The sequence below is a fragment of the Nonomuraea sp. NPDC049646 genome, assembly GCF_044465525.1.
GTDB lineage: Bacteria > Actinomycetota > Actinomycetes > Streptosporangiales > Streptosporangiaceae > Nonomuraea.
On sequence record NZ_JBITLU010000012.1, the window covers coordinates 1 to 16,249 of the forward strand.

Below are 16,249 nucleotides of genomic sequence, written 5' to 3' on the forward strand. Positions count from 1 at the left end.
AGCTCCGCCGTACGTCGGCCTCTCCCGTCGTCTACGCGGAGCTGCGTGGCGGCAACCACGCCTTCGACCTGTACCACTCGGTCCGCTTCGATGCGGTCGTCGATGCCATCGAGGCATTCACCGCCCTGGTGAGATCGCAGCAGCGCACACCGCAGCCTTAGCCCCGTCTCCATGCCACCGGGCGGCCATCGCCTCAGCTTCGCTTGCCGATCACGACCCCCGGGCAGCCTTCGCGGCCCGGCGTGCGCCGTTTCAGGCCCCGCCGCCGCCCCCACCGTCACCCGCGCCGCCGCCTCCGCCGTCCCAGCCGCCGCCCCCTCCGTCCCAGGTGCCGCTTCCGCTGTCGTCCGGGGTCCAGCCGGCGGTCGAGGTGTTGTGGTCGGCCGGGTAGAGGTGACCGTCCGGGATCGAACGCTTGCTGAGCTCGGCTGACAGGTGCGGGTCGCCGAGGTGGCTCAGTCCGTACAGTGCGAGCGGCACGGCCACGGCCTCGGTCCCGGCCTCGTACGGGTGTGCTCGGCGTGACCCGAGGAAGGACACAGCATCATGGCACTCACGCTCATCTCGTTCGGCTACCTGCACGGCCCGCCGCCCGAGGCCGACCGCGTCGAAGACGTCCGCCGGCGCCTGCGCGACCCGGCAGCCGCCCGCAACGGCGGCATCCTCGACCTGGATGGCCGTGACGAACGCGTCCAGCAGGTCGTGCTCGGCACGCCCGGTGCCGCCGAGCTGGTCGACAACCTGGTGGCGTACGCGATGCTGCCCGCGGGCCCGCGCAGCATCGCCATCGGATGCGCCGGCGGGAAACATCGCGCGGCCGGCCTGGTGGAGATCCTGGCCGCCCGGCTGCGCGAGCACGGCCAGGCGGTCGACGTCGACCACCGGCACGCGCACCTGCCCCGGGTGCTGACCCCGTAGAGGCGTCCGGGACCGTCCCTATCGGCCCCGGACGCCTCCAGCATCCAACCACCCGTACGCCGAGATCCCCCGGCCCCCCTTGAACAGCGAGGGGCCAGGGGATCTCGGCGTATGGAAGCGACCTTTGATCTCTTGTTCGTACAAGCGATCGATTAGCATGCGGCCGAGGAAGGGAGATCACATGATCACGCTTGACGATCTGCGTCGGTTCGCGACTGCCTTACCAGAGGTGGAGGAGTTCACCCACTTCCGGCTGCCGGGGTTCAAGGTGAAGGGAAGGCCGTTCGCCGGCATGGAAAAGGGGGACGCGACCGCGGTGTTCTCCGTCAGCCAGGAGGAGGCCGCCACAGCTGTGACCGCCGACCCCGCTGTCTACAGCGAGGTGTGGCGGACCGCCGCCACGAAGATCTGGGTGGGCCTGCGGGTCGACCTCGCGGCCGTCCCGCCGGAACGGATCCAGCAACTTGTCGAGCACGCCTGGCGCAACAAAGCCCCCAAGAGTGTCGTAGCAGCCTATGACGCGGCCCGCACGACCTGACCCCGCGGCCCGGCCGTGCCCATCTGCCCAGGGACGCCCTCCAGCATCCAACCACCAGCACCGCGAGATTTCCGAGGACGCGCGGGCGCGGGCGTAGAAGGCGAGGAAGCCGGCCGTGGTCTCGGCGTCCTCGACGCGCATCTTCAGGGACGACGGCGACGTGCGGGGCGACGCAGGGACAGTCATTCACGACGTGAGTGGCCCCCTTAATCTCGGCACGGGGGACATCCACATCAACACCACGGTGGTGAGCGGGGACGGCGCTACTGTCGTCCAGGGTGACAACCCGGCCGGGATCTCCATGCCCTTCACCCACGATGCCAAGAGCAAGAAGCGCAAGAAAAAGTAGACCGCCCCTGGCTCGGTCCAGGCCGACGCCGTCCCGGCCGCAGCCGTCGCCACTGATCGAACGGCGGCGACGCTCCGCTCGGGCGCTCCGCCTGAGCGGCGCATCGCATCCACTGCCGGCACCCTCGCTGAGGACTACCGCCAGCTCGGCGCCGAGATCCTGCAGCTCCTGGCCGCCGCGGAACAGCAGTCATGAACCAGCCCAGCATCGACACCCCAGGCAGCCTCGGCAGCGTCTTCGGGGCCAGCGCCGCCGGCGGACTCGGGGGACTGCTGCCCGCGCGTCAGCAGCCGGGCAAGGACACCGACGCCGTCGCCCCCGATACCGCCCCGTCCTCGCCGCCGTCTGCGCCCGATCCTGACGCAACAGCCGAACAGGCCCGGGAGGGCCAGGCCCACGTGGCCGAGCGTCGTCAGGTGCCTGAGGGGCCGCCCGACACGTTCCCGGTCGGGGTCTACCTGCTGCCCGCCGTCATTCAGGCGGCCAGCCGTCGCCGCCGCTCGCGTCGCGTGGACAACTACCAGCTGGTGGTCGAGGCCATCGACGCTTTGCGCGCTGAGCTGCCCGGCCTGGTCGCGCGCAGGCACGCGGTTCCGGTGCGACGTGAGGACAGCCTGTTCCCGCCTCGGCATGGCGCGTCGACCACGGCGGCCGCCGCGCGTGACGGCCGCCGCCTGTGGTCCTTCCAGGCCACAGAGGCGGACACGAACGTCATCGACGACCTGGTCGACGCCACAGGCGCCCGTTCGCGCAGCGAGCTCATCAGCTGCGCCCTGGAGGCTCACCTGCTACCTCGCCACCGCCGGTAAACGTCGCGCCGTGGGTTGTGGAAGCAGGCCCTGGCGGAGGGGGTAGCAGAGCACCCTCCCAAGTCCTATGTCGCTGCGGTACGGAGTGCGTACATGACGAAGGGTGTTGACGATCGGTTTGTGAAGACAGACCTCAACACCCTTCTCACCGCACTGTACGTCAGCATCGACGACTGGCTCGGCCACCGGCCGCGGCTGGGGCGCAAACCAAAGCTGACCGACGCCGAACTGCTCACTCTGGCAGTTGCCCAGGTGCTGCTCGGCATCCACTCCGAGGCCCGCTGGCTGCGCTACGTCCCGACGCATCTGCCCGGCGCCTTCCCCTACCTGCCCGGCCAATCCGGCTACAACAAACGCCTGCACAAGGCCCTGCCGCTGCTCAAACGAGCGATCCGAGCGCTGGCCACCGATACCGACCTGTGGGCCGACCCCCTGTGGGTGGTGGACTCCACACCGATCGAGTGCGGTCGCTCCTGTCCCACCACCCAGCGTTCAGACCTGGCCGGATGGGCCGGCTACGGCTACTGCCGCTCCCGCTGGTTCTGGGGCCTGCGCCTGCACCTGATCTGCACCCCGGCCGGACTGCCCATCAGCTGGGCCCTGGCAACCCCGAACATCGACGAACGCCAGGTCCTGATGGCCATCTGTGAGCACGACCCGACCCTGCTCGCCGACCGTCCCGGCCTGCTCATCATCGGCGACAAAGGCTACATCTCCGCCGATCTGGACGCCTTCCTGGCCGAACGCGGGGTGCGGCTGCTGCGCCCGTCCTACCGCAAGCGCACACCCCGCCCTGGCGAGCACCTGCTCAAACCCATCCGCCAGCTCATCGAGTCTGTCAACGACACCCTCAAAGGCCAGCTCGACCTGGAGCTTCACGGAGGCCGCCCCGCTAACGGCGTCGGCACCCGGATCGCCCAGCGCATCCTCGCCCTGACCGCCGCGATCTGGCACAACCGCCACACCGGCCAGCCCCTCACCCGATCACTGATCAACTACGACCACTAACCCGACTTAGGACTTACTCGTCTAGCGGGGGTGCTTCCGGAAGCACGGAAGGCCGCTGCCGGAAGCACTTGGCAGACCCCGGGGACTGTACGGTCACTGGTGTAACTCCTGATCAAGGAGAACGCACCTGATGAGTACTGTGATCCAGGCATCGACGGAGATCGAGCTGGAGGACGCCGACGTGGCGCGCAGGCAGCCCAAGGGCAGCAACGCCAAGGATTCGGATCGGGAGCTGGTCGACCAGGCCCGGGCCGAGGGCGTGGAACTGGTCGGTGAGAACGGGCTGCTGGGCCGGCTGACCAAGCTGGTGCTGGAGTCCGCGCTGGAGGGCGAGATCACCGACCATCTCGGTTACGACAAGCACCAGCGCTCCGGCGGCGAGACGACCAACAGCCGCAACGGCGCCCGCTCCAAGACGGTCATCACCGACGTCGGGCCGGTCGGGATCACCGTGCCGCGCGATCGGGACGGTAGCTTCGAGCCGAAGATCGTGCGCAAGCGGCAGCGGCGGCTGTCCGGGGTTGATGAGATGGTCATCTCGCTGGCCGCCAAGGGCCTGACGACCGGTGAGATCTCCGCGCACCTGGTCGAGGTGTACGGCGCCGAGGTGTCCAAGCAGACCATCTCGACCATCACTGACAAGGTGCTGGAGGGGATGGCCGAGTGGCAGAACCGGCCGCTCGACCCCGTCTACCCGGTGATCTTCGTCGATGCGATCCATGTGAAGCTGCGTGAGGGGCAGGTCGCCAGCCGGCCGATCTACGTGGCGATGGCGGTCACCGTCGATGGCGAGCGCGACATCCTCGGCTTGTGGGCCAGCGACGGCGGTGAGGGCGCCAAGTTCTGGCTGCACGTGCTGACCGAGATCAAGAACCGCGGCGTGGGTGATGCGCTGATGGTGGTCTGCGACGGTCTGAAGGGGCTGCCCCAGGCCATCGAGAGCGTCTGGCCGCAAGCTGTCGTCCAGACATGTGTGGTGCATCTGCTGCGTGCATCGTTCCGGTACGCGGCCCGTCAGCACTGGGATGCCATCGCCAAGGCGCTCAAGCCGGTCTACACCGCCCCGACCGAGGCCGCCGCGCTGGAGCGGTTCTGCGAGTTCGCCGAGGTCTGGGGCGGCAGGTACCCGGCGATCGTGAAGTTGTGGGAGGACGCCTGGGCCGAGTTCGTGCCCTTCCTCAACTTCGACACCGAGATTCGCCGGGTGATCTGCTCGACCAACGCCATCGAGTCGGTCAACGCCCGGATCCGGCGGGCGGTCAAGGCCCGCGGCCACTTCCCGAACGAGCAGGCCGCGCTCAAGTGCGTCTACATGGCGATCATGAGTCTGGACCCGACCGGCAAGGGCCGCAAACGCTGGATCACCCGCTGGAAGGCCGCCCTGAACGCCTTCGTCATCACCTTCGAAGGCCGTCTCACCCCGACCACCCGTTAATCACGCAAGACGAGATACACCACTGACTGGACACACCCTCGCCATAGATGGCCAGCTTTACCGGCTTCCCAGATGTGTGCATCGCGACATCCAACCAAAGATCGACACCTCTGGCCATCGCCCGGCGCGTTGCCTCGCCGGGAAACGATCAACGAGCTCGCGGGAAGCGATCTTCTCTCGACTCCTATAGCGGCTGCTCAGCCGTAATCGTGAACGCCCCTCCGTGCCAGCGTTCGCCAGTGTGTGACGGTCGTGGCGAGCATCAAGATCAGCAGCAACTCGGCTACAGCGGTAATCGCGATATGGCCGCCTGCTAGACATCCAGGCCCAGGGGTGCACAGGGGAGAGCGTTGCGGCCCTCAACCGCGCGCCAGGCACGGGGCGAGCAAAGTGGGAGCCGGCGACGGGGGCCTCCTGCCTCAGGACAGCCTTTTCCTCGCATCGCGACGGGGCGCAAGTTCGCATCTTCATCCCGGTCGTCCGCGAGCCGCTTGGGGATCTCGCGGCCACAAGCACCTTGTGCTGCTGGGCCGGTAGACTCTCCTGGAGTCATCACTCACCGACCCGCAGATCGACAAGCTCGCTGACGCGCTCGCAGCCAGAAACCAGGCCGCGGCTCTCGCCCAGCAGCCCCGCCAACGGCGCCGCGAGTGGATGCTCACACATCGTCAGCCTCATCGCCGGCGTGCTGCTGTCCATCCCGGTGGGCATCTGGACCACCATGATCACCTGAAGGCGGCACGAACGCCCTGCCGTCCACCCTCTGCGGTAGAGCTGTTTCTTAGATCAGGTGCGGCCCTGCGTTCGTAAGCGACGGCAGCCGGCTGACCAGGAAACCGCCAGACCGTCGTGGCCGGCAACCCCTTCAGCGCGCTGACCAAGGAGGGAGGTCTCTAGAGGAGATGTACCAGTACGCTCCCAGCACAGGCAGCCGATCCGTGAGTGCTCTGGCTGCCCTCTCGCGCATCGCCCTGTAGGTGGCCTCGGCCTGTTCCCGGAAGGCGGGCAACGCTTCCTGTGTGTACCGTTCCCGTCCGTAGTCGTCGTACATCGCCGTGAGCTCGGCTAGGCAGGCCGTCCATTGCTCGTCGATGACCTCCTGGGCGATGAGGCGCAGTGCCTCGCTGTCCACCTTTCTAGGCGGTGCCTGCTCGCCCTCGGTGAAGGCCAGGATGGCTCCCAGCGGCTCGGCGCCCTCCACCATCGCTCGGCGCTCGGCGTCCATCTGCTTCCCGATCGCCGAGAGAACCGCGTCGTAGGCCGCCATCCGGCGCCGGTAGCCGGCGATCCGCGCCTCACATTGCCGCTTGGCACGCTCGACGGCCCTGGCGAGCAGCGACCCCTCCAACGGCTCGGTGATGTGCTTCAGGATGAGGCGGTACAGCCAGTCGGCATACCGGTGCCATGTCCAACCCTCGTCCAGCGCCACGAAGACCCGGGTGTCCCCCCGTGTCCCCGCCAGCGCCCGCAGGCGCGCCTCCAGGCGCCTGGTGCCCGGATACTCGGCGACCAGTACCACCAGCCCCCCTGTCTCGATCACCCGATCGCGGTCGGCCGTCCACGCGGGCAGCAGCTCCTGCCTGGCCGCGGCCGCTGCCTCGTCCCAAGCGTCGCCGGAGGCGACGGCGGGATCGAGGCCCGACGCCAGCACGTGCTCTTGGGCAAGCCAGTCCAGGTCACCGCCCAAGGCAACCTCGCCCTCCACCGTGGGCTGCGCGAACAGGGTCACCGTCGCCGGGCGTCCCGCGCGAGCCAGCGGGCGCTCCGGGTGAGGCGATGCGACCGGCAGGCCGCGGGCAGCCAGCAGGTCGGCCAGCCGCCCGGTGATCTCCACGGAGTCCGTGACCACCAGCACCGGCCGGGCCTCGGCGTGGTGACCTGCGATGGCATCGAGGAGGCCGTTCAGCTTGGCCTCGGTCGTGGTGTACAGCAGGTCGGGATGGTCACGCCGCGCGGTCGGGTGCGCCGTGTCGACGGTTTCCACGGAAAGCCCATAGAGGTGGGTGAACTCGGCTGCTTCGGTCAGGACCGTCGCAGCAATCCCGGCCACGGACTCGTACCGGGCCAGATAGGCGCGCACGCTGATCGACGCCGTGCGGATGCCGTCGCGGTTCAGGGTGAGGTAGGTGGTCAACTGGTCGAGCATGACGAGGTCGGCTTCCATCACGATGGCGCGGTACAGCTCGCGCTGCACCCGCTCGTTGGGGCCCGACACGCGATTGTCGATCAGGTGGTCGTAGCCCAACGTCTGGACCCGTCCCACCGTCACGTCCGCCGCATAGGCGAGTCGTCGCTCGTCTGCCTCCATGTCGTCGGACAGGCGGGCGACCGTCAGGCCGAGGCGCTCACACAGCGTTGCCATGATGGGCGCGCCGTCATCGGCCATCAGATGGACGCCCCTGCCTTCCACAGCGCCGAGGAAGACGGCGAGTGTCGCGGCGACGGGCCAGGCCGTGCGGTCGGCGAGCTCCACCACCGCTCCGCGGTACAGTGCGATGCCGGCCCGCAGCTCGGCGGGAGTGCACTGGCGGCCGAAGATCCTGCCGAACGTCGCAGAAACGAGCGCGAACGCCTCGGACAGCAGCGCGTCCGGACTCTCTCCTGTGGCCTGTCGCCTGCGCAGGGTGGCGGCTCGCGTCAACAGTTCAGGGTCGGACACATCGGCCAGGAGCACGGCCATGCGCTCGATCGCCTGAATATCCGGAGACAGAGCGTGTGACATTGTTTAAGTTTCTCGGCTGGCCGTCGCCACGACAAGGGGAATGATCTAGCATGGCCGGGAAGTGTCGGAAAATGGCAGCCGGTACTCTCTAGAAGCTCCCTTTGGATCAGGTTCGGAGCCAGATGACCAGGGCGGCCAGAGTGACACGGTGCCGAGGAAGATGTCGGCGCGCTTGTCATAGCGAGTGGCAACGGCCCGGAAGTTCTTCAGCCGGTTGATCGCCCGTTCGACGACGTTGCGCGCCTTGCCCGGATCGGGTCGGGGCAGTAGCTCGGTCACGGTGTCGTCCCAGGGGCGGACTGGTCGTCTGGATGCTCACGCGCAGGCGCGGTGGCGCGGTCGTAGGCGGCGCCGAGGGCGCGCAGCACGGCGTCCCAGTCCAACAGGGCGCGCGCGTCGGTGGCCAGGGTGCCGTGCAGCTCACTCTTGACCGCGATGCTGTCGCCGGTGAGCTCCATGTCCAGCAGGTCGCGCGGGCCGCCGTAGCTGTCACCGTGCTCGTCGGCGGTCAGTAGCTCGGCGGTGACGCGGGTGGTCAGGCTGTCGCCGAGCGCGGTGCGGTTCTCGCGATCAGCGGCGCGGTCAGCGGCCAGCGCGAGCACGGGCACGCCGGCGGCCAGCACCGCACGGGCACGGGAGGCGGCGATGGCGGTGGAGTCGCTGACCTGGCCCAGCCCCTCCATCAGCGCCGCGTGGTCGCCGGACCGGTCGGCAGCGTTGAGCAGCAACGCCAGAGCTTTGGCCAGTTGCCAGGCGATCTCGGGTACGGGTCGGCCTGGTTCATCGGCTGCGACAGTGCGCCGTACAGCGCTTCGCTCAGGGTACGCAGCTCGGGCAGCGCTGCGTGAAACTCGGCGCCGGGAACAGCGGCTGGGCCGGGCGCGGGGGTCGAGCTGGTCATGACGGCTCCGAGGGGGGCGGCGGGGTTGCTGGTGACCGTGCGGGGCAGTTGGCCGGCCCTGTAGGGGTACTTCTTACGCAACGCTGCAAACCGGGCTTTGGCCTGGGCCGCGGTTACGGCAGCGGGAGCGGGCAGGCTGTGGCTCAGCAGCTCGGCGATCTGTTCCCAGGGGCGGCCGCGAGCGCGAGCGGCGTGCAACACGATCAGTTCCCGCTGCTCGGCGGCGGTGCGGGCGTCGACGACCGCCATGAGGGCCGCGTCCACGTCCGCGTCACTGATCGAGTCGTAGCCGAGCAGGCGGCGGCCGAAGTCCGCTTCCTCCTCCAAGGCCAGGGCCACCAGGGACACCGCGCGCTGCGGGTCCACCCAGTAGTGCGACTGCGTGCGGGCGGCCTGCTCGCGCTCGGCATCATCCCCCTGGCGTTGGATGAGCCTGCGCAGCGCCTCACGGCGCTCGTCGAACTTCATGGGACGGCCGGAGCGTCGATCGGGGTGTCGAGGGGAGCGGCGCTGGCGCGCAGGATGATGTCGGTGGGGTGTCGCTTCTTCAGCTCCGTGTACCGGTGCCGCGCCTGGTCGGGTGTGATGCCCCCGACGGCCGTGCCGGAGGACAGCAGGGCGGCGATCTGCTCCCAAGAGCGGCCACGGACCCGGGCCGTGTGCAGCAGGCACAGCTCGTCGAGCTCGGCAGCGACGCGGGCGTCGACGGCCGCGGTCAGGGCGGCCTCGACGTCCTTGCCGGTGACCGGGGCGGCTCCGTCTCGGGAGCGGCCGTTGCGTGCTTCCTCGTACAGGGCCAGGGCCACCTGGGAGACCACGCGCTGGGGGTCGATCCAGACGTGCGTGCTCGTACGAGCGGCCTCTTGCTCGTACGGATCGCCGTAGCGCAGGACGAGATCGAGTTGCGCCCCTGCGGCGTTCCACGGCGGTCAGGCGTTGCAGCTCTTCTGTCACGTTTGCTCCTGGGGTGAGTGCGTGATGGGGTCGGGGGCCTCGTCACGTTCGGGCAGCCCGTTCGTCGCCTCCGGTGGGGTGGTCACGATGCTGATCCTCCCGGACGGAGGGAATGACGCGCCGACGTTCCCCCATCAAGCGCAAAGCCCACGAGTCCTGGCTCAACCGTCGACCGGGACCGGATGCGCGGGCGGGCCATCGACGAGCAGGTCGGCGAACAGGTGCGGCAGTCCAGCAGGTCGCAGGAGATCGCCTGTTGCCGCTAGTTGTACTGACCACAGAGGTTGAGAACGCCAGGCGACACGATCCCCAAGATCGTTGCATAGGAAAGGGCCTACGGGTTCGGTGTGGATTGCGACATCTACGCCGAGCCCCGGAGGCCCTTCATGCCCCACAGTAACGCGCCGCTGACCGAACTCGGACGCCTACGCCTGGCCCGCTGCGTGGTGGAGGACGGCTGGCCCCTCCGCCGTGCCGCCGAACGCTTCCAAGTAGCGGTCAGCACCGCCAAACGATGGGCCGACCGCTACCGCCAGCTCGGCCCCGCCGGCATGACCGACCGGCCCAGCCGGCCGCACCACAGCCCCCGCAAGACCCCGGCCCGGACCGAACGCCGCATCATCAAAGTACGCATCCTGCGCCGATGGGGACCGGCCCGCATCGCCTGCCTCCTGGGCCTGCACCCCTCCACCGTGCACCGCGTGCTGTCCCGCCACGGCCTGGCCCGCCTGCGACACCTGGACCGCGCCACCGCCCCCTGGCCGACGAGTGGGCCTACGCCCAGCCCTACACCAGCGAAACCGAACGCCGGCAAGCATTCCGATCCTGGCTCCACGCCTACAATCACCACCGAGCACACACCGCACTAGCTAGGCGGCCACCCACCCGCCAGCCGCGTACCTAACCTCTGTGGTCAGTACAGCTAGTTCATGCGATGTCCACCGGCGGTGACCGGTGATGCTTGTCTTCTCGAAGTCCTCCATTCGCGTGGTGTCGATCTCGAACGCGGGAACCCGTGCCAGGTAGTAGCGCTGGCGGACCTCGTAGGTCACGCTGTCCCGCTCCGTGATCCAGGGCCGCCTCGCCATACCTCCGGGCCCAGTGTCACGCCCGTCAGCCCGGTCTCCTCTCGCCGTTCCCGCAGCGCCGCCTCCTGATGAGACTCCCCGTCCTGGACGCCGCCGCCCGGGGTGTACCAGCGCACCATCCCGTTACGCTGGTCACGACTGGAGAACAACAGAAGCCGATCAGCGTCGTCAATGAGGACGACTCGAGCGCTGGGACGCGGAACCGGCCCGACCGACGTCCCCTGGGCGCGGCCATGCTGCGGTTCAAGGGCGGGATGCACGAAAGCTCCTTCACAGAGGGTCGAGACCTGGGCTACCGCCACGGAAACGATCATTTTCCAGGTGTGAACTGATCTTCTGTGTCACAGCTTGGGCGTCAACCGTGAGCTGGTGTCCTGTGAGATGCATTCTGGCGCGCCCCACCGCGATCGTGTTCTCCGCCTTCCAGCGGCATTTCGTATTCGGCTTGTAGCGGCAGGTGCTCGGACAAAGGAGCCCGAGACGTCAGGCGTACGGCCGCGACCACACCGGCCGCGACCGTGCGCGAAGATCTGCGCGTTCAGGATTCCTCGGGTGACAGGTCTCCTGACGGGTTCTCAGCGGGTCACGGCGGTCTGCTGGTCAATACGCGACAGCTTCTCGGGATTGCGCACGTGGTAGGCGCCGGTGACGTAGCCGTTCTCCACTCGCACCGCCACCACGCCGTCGATCTCGCCGTTGACGCGGACGAGCAGCCCCGGGCCGCCATTGATCTGCACCAGCTCAACCGACCTTTCCGCGTCGCGCTTCCACCAGCCGACGGCCAGCAGGCGAGCAACGTTGTCAGCCCCCACAATGGGCCGCAGCAGGGCATGCTTTATTCCGCCGCCGTCGCTCAGGGCGACGACGTCCGGCGCGAGGATGTCGAGCAGGCTCTGCAGCTCGCCGGTTTCGACCGCTCGTTGGAAAGCCTGGAGGGCGGCTCGGTGCTCGGCCGGGGAGCCGGTGCCGCGTGGCCGGCGCGCGGCGACGTGTGCCCGTGCCCGATAGGCGAGCTGACGGACCGCGGACGGGCTCTTGCCGACGGCCTCGGCGATCTCGTCGTAGTCCAGATCGAACACCTCGCGCAGCACGAACACCGCCCGCTCGATCGGCTGGAGCGTCTCCAGCACCAGCAGCATCGCCATCGAGACGCTGTCGGCCAACTCCACGTCCTCGGCCACATCCGGCGCGGTCAGCAACGGCTCGGGCAGCCACGGTCCCACGTAGGACTCCTTACGCCGGCCGAGCGCACGCAGCCGGTCCAGCGCCTGCCGGGTGACGATCCGCACCAGGTAGGCACGCTGCTCCCGCACGCTGTCGAGGTCGACGCCCACCCATCGCAGCCAGGCCTCCTGCAGGACGTCTTCGGCGTCGGCGGCCGAGCCGAGCATCTCGTAGGCGACGGTGAACAACAGGTTGCGATGGGCGACGAACGCCTCGGTGGCGGAGTCCACGCAGTCGGCATGATCGGACGGCCCCGGTGTGTCCGTCGTTCGCTCGCCGCGCTCACTCATGCCTGGCCCTGCCTGTCCGCACTCAGCTTTATCACACGCACAAGACGCCGCTGCCGATTGCTTCGTAACACCTGCGATCCGTGGCCCACGTCACACGTCAGCGCTGTTACGGGGGGCGGGTGACCGGCGTCTCGTGGTCGTCAGGACGCCGCGCGAACGATCCGTGCGGCATGCGACACCACGAGCCCGAGTTTGAGAAGGGAAGCCCTCGCCATGTCCGCTCCCACGACGACCGACCTCCGGTCGCGCATGCCCAACCCCATCCCGTTCGTCCCCGAGATGGCGGAAGTCGCCGGAGGTTTGCACAAGGTCATTAAGAACGGTTCGATTCCGCAGATCACCGTCCACCTGCTGCAACTGCGTGCCGGGCAGATGCTCGGCAGCACGTACTTCACCATCAGGGAAACCGGCAACCTCCGCCAGGCAGGGGAATCAGAGGAGCGCATCACCGCCGTGGCAACCTGGCGGGACGCCACCTACTTCACCGACGCCGAACGGGTCGCGCTGGAGTTGGTGGAGGCCGTTCTCACGCCGAACCCGTCCGGGGAGCGAGTCCCCGACGAGCTGTACGCCAAGGCGTCCGCGCACTACGACGACAAGGCGCTGTGGACGCTCATCATGGCGATCGCCCATATCGGCTTCTTCACCCCCGCCGCGCTCATCGCCAAGCCGATCCCTGGCATGCCCCCTGGCCAGAACTACAGCGAGTAAGAAAGGCACAGAGCATGAGCATCACCAAGTTCGCGGTGGCGGGAGCGACCGGGCGGCTGGGACGCCACGTGGTCGACGTCCTCACCGAACGGGGGCACGAGGTCGTGCCGATGTCCCGGGCCACCGGCGTGGACATCATCACCGGTGAGGGCCTGGCCGAGGCGCTCACCGAGGTGGACGTCGTCATCGACGTCGCCTCGTGGCACGCCTCCGAGCAGGAGGCGGCGACGGAGTTCTTCCGCACGTCGGCCCGCAATCTGCACGAGTACGGTCAGAAGGCGGGGGTAGCCCGGATCGCCGTGGCGTCCATCATCGGCGTCGACAAGGCCACCGCCGGTTTCCTCGCCGCCAAGAAGACGCACGAGGAACTCCTGCTGTCCGGCCCGCTTCCCGTCCGCATTCTGCGGGCCGCGCAGTTCCACGAGTTCGTCGGTCACCTTCTGGACTGGCAGCAGGGCGACGTCGCCTACATCCCGGCCCTGCCCACCCAGCTCGTGGCCTGCCGCACCGTGGCCGAGGAACTGGTCGACCTGGCCCTCGACCCCGGCGAGCCCACTCCAGGAACGCCGATCCCCGAGATCGCCGGGCCCCGGAAGGAGACCTTGGCGGAGGCGGCCGCACTACTCGGCGCCCGCCGAGGCATCAAGGTCGCCGGCGTTGACGGCTCGGGCATGCCCGATGCCGAGATCGCCGCCGAGGGCGGGTTCTTGCCCAGCCCGCATGCCAAGCTCGCCGGCCCGACCTTCAAGGAGTGGCTCGACACCCAGCCCTGAGCCGACCGCATGACCGCGGCCTGGCCTTGTTCTCGGAGCTTCACAGCACTGAGCTCCGAGAACAAGGCTTCCTCTGAACCTCGCTCGCCAGCGGCGTTCAGGGGCTCAGTTTGACGCCCGGACTCATCACCGCATCCCGGGAAGGGGCTCACTCATGCCCGTCACCACCATCGACCCAACGACCGCACTCGTCCTCAGCCCGCGACGCAGTGCGCACCTGACCCAGGAGCGCACCGTTGCGCTCGAATCCCGCCTCCGCCGGCCCCGCCATCTCCTCACGCAGCACGCGGCCGACATGGTCACAGACGGCGCTGGCCTCATCGCGAGCTCGGCGGGGGCTGACGACCTGGTCCGGATCGCCGGCGGCCGACGCGGCGTCGAGCTCGGCTTCGGCCTGGTCTAGGAGCGTGTCAACCTCGGGCTGTCCGGTCCGGCGCCGGCCTGAGTCCGTCATCGATGACCGCTCCTTATCATCTGCTGAGTTTCGTCCCCGATTCGACAGCGCTGGCGACGACACCAGTGGCCCGTCACCGAATCTCGGACGGGTAATCGGTCTGTCCCGGGACCGGCGGCCCGGTCCCGGGAGGCGGTCAGCTTTGCCGTAGGGCGGGCATCGGGAGGGGGATGGCGTACGCGGTGGCGCCGCCGCCCACTCCTCCCTCGCAGGAGTTCGGAGGTGCGGTGGTCACGCCCCTTGTGGAGGGACGTTCGGCGGCCCAGAACATGTAGCCGAGCATGCCGGAAGTGAGTCCGGCACCCTTCGGCGCGGCCGTCTGGACGAACGATCCCGTGGACTTCTGCAGCGAGGTGCTGAAGTTCGTGCATTCGGCGCGGACCTTGCTCCCTTCAGCGATGTAGAACGCGCCGGTGAACTTGGCCGGAGCCAGCGACGGGATCGGCGGAGAGTAGGTGGTCTTGCCGTCGATGTGCTCCTGCCAGTTGGCGATGGCGTCGGAGCTCCTGGGCTGCTGGGCGGGCACCATCGCGTTGGCGTAGTCCAGGACCGGGGTGTCGGTGCGCAGCCAGTCCGCGGTCGCCTTCCTGGTGATGTCGATGAGCCAGCGGTCACCGGCGGCGAGGTCGATGGTCAGCCGGGCGGCCGGGTTCGCACCGCTCGCGTCGTACGGCAGGGCGGAGCGGTAGGCGTCGACGAAGGCCTGCAGACCGGCCAGGTCGGGCCTGCTGTTCTCCTCGTAGTCGATCTCTATGCCGACGCCGAGCCGCTGGGCGACCTCGGCCGCGTTGCGCCCGAACTGCGCCGCATTCTCCGCCAGGGCGGAGTTCCACGCGGTGGTGTACGTGATGCCGCCGATGGAGAGCATCACCCGGATTCCACGGCTGGTGAAGTAGTTCACGATGTCAGCGGTCATGCCACGCGGCACGCCGTCGAGGGTCTGCGTGTCGGTGGTCTTGTGCAGCAACTTGACCGGGTGGACGAAGCTGAGCACCACGAGGTTGACCGAGGGGCGGCCGTCTCCCCGGTCGATCAGCCAGTGGTTCTTTGCGTCGAAGTCTGTTGGGCTGCGGACGTTGCCCCAGATGCAGGCGTCATCACCGCAGTGCCAGGCGCCGTAGACCTGCAGCGGGGTCGCGGCGGCCTGGGCGGGGACGGGCAGGAGAAGGAGGGGGAGGAGTAAGGAGACGAGCGCTGCCGGACGGCGCATGCCGATACCTCCGTTCACGAGGAACTGGAAAGGAGGTTAACTAATTGTGCACGGTGCTGTCCCTCCCCCCGAGGACACACCCGGGTCCCGCAAGGGCTCGCGTCGCCATGAGCGCTCAGGCGGCGTCATCGCCGGGCACGGTGATCGACCGGCTGGCCCCTATCCCTTTCAGCGCACGCCCCGCGAACGGTCCTCGCAGCATGGCGGGGGCCGTTCGTGGTTCTCCATGCCCCGCCCGGACCCTCTCCGCTCGGGTCCCTGCCATGAGCTTTCAAGGGCGAGCGCTGCCGCAGGCCACAGTGGATGACGGCTGCGGCGGGCCGCCTCCGGTCGGTCGCGGAAGTCGCCTGGACAAGTAACGGTCCGAGACGCGTGCGGCGCTCGCTCGGACCGTCCGTCATGTCTCCCCGGGAACCTTCTCGGGGGCCGGTCTCGCTAGACCGTCGTATGCCCGACTCGTGGTGATCACGAACCGCGACCGTGATCTCTCACAGAGCTACTTGGCGGCTGGGGACACGCTCGGGAGAAGACCCCCTGTATCTGCCGCGCGAGCCGCTGGAGAGCGACGCCGACCGGGCCCGCCTCGGCGAGCCGGAGGGGCATGAGGTTGAGCTGCAGCGCGCCGTCGCCGCCTACGCCGCCACCCTGCGTGGCGACCGCGCCGACCGGCTGATCACCGCCGAGCCCGAGCCGATCGCCGGCCAGCACGCAGAACATGCCCGAGATGGCGAAGCCTGCGTCGAGCCCGCCAGGAGTTGGCCGACGCCGAGCGTGAGGCGACGGCCGCCCTCCGCCGGGCCAGCGTTCTGCTGGCGCTGACCAGGAGCCCATACGGGGTCGGCCTGCTCACGGACGGCCAGCTGGC

At 68.7% G+C, this 16,249-nt stretch carries 20 protein-coding genes and 2 pseudogenes; 11 read left to right on the plus strand and 11 right to left on the minus strand.

Annotated elements, in window-relative coordinates; genetic code table 11:
• Positions 1-252: 252 nt before the first annotated feature.
• Positions 253-540: a hypothetical protein gene (locus ACIBQ8_RS32215; RefSeq protein WP_397178464.1), complete on the minus strand. Its 288-nt coding sequence runs from the start codon at positions 538-540 to the stop codon at positions 253-255.
• A gap of 6 nt (positions 541-546) precedes the next feature.
• On the opposite strand from ACIBQ8_RS32215, the gene ACIBQ8_RS32220 reads away from it, so the two are divergent.
• From ACIBQ8_RS32220 to ACIBQ8_RS32245, 6 genes are all read left to right on the plus strand, one after another.
• Positions 547-918 carry an ATPase gene (locus tag ACIBQ8_RS32220; protein WP_397178463.1) on the plus strand — a complete coding sequence of 124 codons (372 nt, stop codon included), beginning with the start codon at positions 547-549 and terminating at the stop codon, positions 916-918.
• A gap of 181 nt (positions 919-1,099) precedes the next feature.
• Positions 1,100-1,456 carry an MmcQ/YjbR family DNA-binding protein gene (locus tag ACIBQ8_RS32225; RefSeq protein ID WP_397178462.1) on the plus strand — a complete coding sequence of 119 codons (357 nt, stop codon included), beginning with the start codon at positions 1,100-1,102 and terminating at the stop codon, positions 1,454-1,456.
• Between the two features lie 115 nt (positions 1,457-1,571).
• Complete coding sequence (locus ACIBQ8_RS32230; protein ID WP_397178461.1) at positions 1,572-1,805, plus strand: hypothetical protein; 234 nt, start codon at positions 1,572-1,574, stop codon at positions 1,803-1,805.
• 191 nt (positions 1,806-1,996) lie between these two features.
• On the plus strand, positions 1,997-2,614 hold the full coding sequence (locus ACIBQ8_RS32235) for a hypothetical protein (RefSeq protein ID WP_397193745.1): 618 nt from the start codon (positions 1,997-1,999) through the stop codon (positions 2,612-2,614).
• 120 nt (positions 2,615-2,734) lie between these two features.
• Positions 2,735-3,622, plus strand: coding sequence for an IS982 family transposase (locus tag ACIBQ8_RS32240; protein WP_397193746.1), 888 nt, complete (start codon positions 2,735-2,737; stop codon positions 3,620-3,622).
• A gap of 130 nt (positions 3,623-3,752) precedes the next feature.
• Positions 3,753-5,057 (plus strand): IS256 family transposase, encoded by a 1,305-nt coding sequence (locus tag ACIBQ8_RS32245; protein ID WP_397193747.1) that lies wholly within the window; start codon positions 3,753-3,755, stop codon positions 5,055-5,057.
• 552 nt (positions 5,058-5,609) lie between these two features.
• On the opposite strand, the gene ACIBQ8_RS32250 is transcribed toward ACIBQ8_RS32245, so the two are convergent.
• The 6 genes and pseudogenes from ACIBQ8_RS32250 to ACIBQ8_RS32275 form a co-directional block, all read right to left on the minus strand.
• Positions 5,610-5,786, minus strand: coding sequence for a hypothetical protein (locus ACIBQ8_RS32250; RefSeq protein WP_397193748.1), 177 nt, complete (start codon positions 5,784-5,786; stop codon positions 5,610-5,612).
• Between the two features lie 136 nt (positions 5,787-5,922).
• Positions 5,923-7,779: a hypothetical protein gene (locus tag ACIBQ8_RS32255; RefSeq protein WP_397193749.1), complete on the minus strand. Its 1,857-nt coding sequence runs from the start codon at positions 7,777-7,779 to the stop codon at positions 5,923-5,925.
• A 106-nt stretch (positions 7,780-7,885) separates the two neighbouring features.
• A pseudogene (locus ACIBQ8_RS32260) lies at positions 7,886-8,025 on the minus strand (transposase); the annotation flags it as partial.
• A gap of 29 nt (positions 8,026-8,054) precedes the next feature.
• Complete coding sequence (locus ACIBQ8_RS32265; RefSeq protein WP_397193750.1) at positions 8,055-8,507, minus strand: hypothetical protein; 453 nt, start codon at positions 8,505-8,507, stop codon at positions 8,055-8,057.
• Positions 8,462-9,148: a hypothetical protein gene (locus ACIBQ8_RS32270; protein ID WP_397193751.1), complete on the minus strand. Its 687-nt coding sequence runs from the start codon at positions 9,146-9,148 to the stop codon at positions 8,462-8,464. Before ACIBQ8_RS32270 ends, ACIBQ8_RS32265 begins: the two co-directional genes overlap by 46 nt.
• On the minus strand, positions 9,145-9,498 hold the full coding sequence (locus ACIBQ8_RS32275) for a hypothetical protein (protein ID WP_397193752.1): 354 nt from the start codon (positions 9,496-9,498) through the stop codon (positions 9,145-9,147). The genes ACIBQ8_RS32270 and ACIBQ8_RS32275 overlap by 4 nt, the downstream gene beginning before the upstream one ends.
• A 522-nt stretch (positions 9,499-10,020) precedes the next feature.
• Here ACIBQ8_RS32275 and ACIBQ8_RS32280 point away from each other — a divergent pair.
• Positions 10,021-10,560, plus strand: a pseudogene (locus ACIBQ8_RS32280) (helix-turn-helix domain-containing protein).
• On the opposite strand, the gene ACIBQ8_RS32285 reads toward ACIBQ8_RS32280, so the two are convergent.
• The 3 genes from ACIBQ8_RS32285 to ACIBQ8_RS32295 form a co-directional block, all read right to left on the minus strand.
• Entirely contained in the window at positions 10,504-10,686 is a 183-nt protein-coding gene (locus tag ACIBQ8_RS32285; RefSeq protein ID WP_397193953.1) for a hypothetical protein, read from the minus strand. The pseudogene ACIBQ8_RS32280 and the gene ACIBQ8_RS32285 overlap by 57 nt on opposite strands.
• The gene (locus tag ACIBQ8_RS32290) at positions 10,683-11,036 is read right to left on the minus strand and encodes an NUDIX domain-containing protein (RefSeq protein WP_397193753.1); all 354 of its coding nucleotides are present in this window, start codon (positions 11,034-11,036) and stop codon (positions 10,683-10,685) included. The genes ACIBQ8_RS32285 and ACIBQ8_RS32290 overlap by 4 nt, the downstream gene beginning before the upstream one ends.
• Positions 11,037-11,297: 261 nt before the next feature.
• Positions 11,298-12,236 (minus strand): RNA polymerase sigma-70 factor, encoded by a 939-nt coding sequence (locus tag ACIBQ8_RS32295; protein ID WP_397193754.1) that lies wholly within the window; start codon positions 12,234-12,236, stop codon positions 11,298-11,300.
• 249 nt (positions 12,237-12,485) lie between these two features.
• Here ACIBQ8_RS32295 and ACIBQ8_RS32300 point away from each other — a divergent pair, with 249 nt between their 5' ends.
• The 3 genes from ACIBQ8_RS32300 to ACIBQ8_RS32310 all read left to right on the plus strand — a co-directional run bounded on the left by ACIBQ8_RS32300 (position 12,486) and on the right by ACIBQ8_RS32310 (position 14,123).
• Positions 12,486-12,947: a carboxymuconolactone decarboxylase family protein gene (locus ACIBQ8_RS32300; protein WP_397178450.1), complete on the plus strand. Its 462-nt coding sequence runs from the start codon at positions 12,486-12,488 to the stop codon at positions 12,945-12,947.
• A 14-nt stretch (positions 12,948-12,961) separates the two neighbouring features.
• Positions 12,962-13,720, plus strand: a complete 759-nt coding sequence (locus tag ACIBQ8_RS32305) for an SDR family oxidoreductase (RefSeq protein ID WP_397193755.1) — start codon at positions 12,962-12,964, stop codon at positions 13,718-13,720.
• Between the two features lie 154 nt (positions 13,721-13,874).
• Positions 13,875-14,123 (plus strand): hypothetical protein, encoded by a 249-nt coding sequence (locus ACIBQ8_RS32310; protein WP_397193756.1) that lies wholly within the window; start codon positions 13,875-13,877, stop codon positions 14,121-14,123.
• A gap of 187 nt (positions 14,124-14,310) precedes the next feature.
• Here ACIBQ8_RS32310 and ACIBQ8_RS32315 read toward each other — a convergent pair whose 3' ends face one another.
• The gene (locus tag ACIBQ8_RS32315) at positions 14,311-15,384 is read right to left on the minus strand and encodes a hypothetical protein (protein WP_397193757.1); all 1,074 of its coding nucleotides are present in this window, start codon (positions 15,382-15,384) and stop codon (positions 14,311-14,313) included.
• A 480-nt stretch (positions 15,385-15,864) separates the two neighbouring features.
• On the opposite strand from ACIBQ8_RS32315, the gene ACIBQ8_RS32320 reads away from it, so the two are divergent.
• Positions 15,865-16,203: a hypothetical protein gene (locus ACIBQ8_RS32320; RefSeq protein ID WP_397193758.1), complete on the plus strand. Its 339-nt coding sequence runs from the start codon at positions 15,865-15,867 to the stop codon at positions 16,201-16,203.
• The last annotated feature ends 46 nt before the right edge of the window (positions 16,204-16,249 follow it).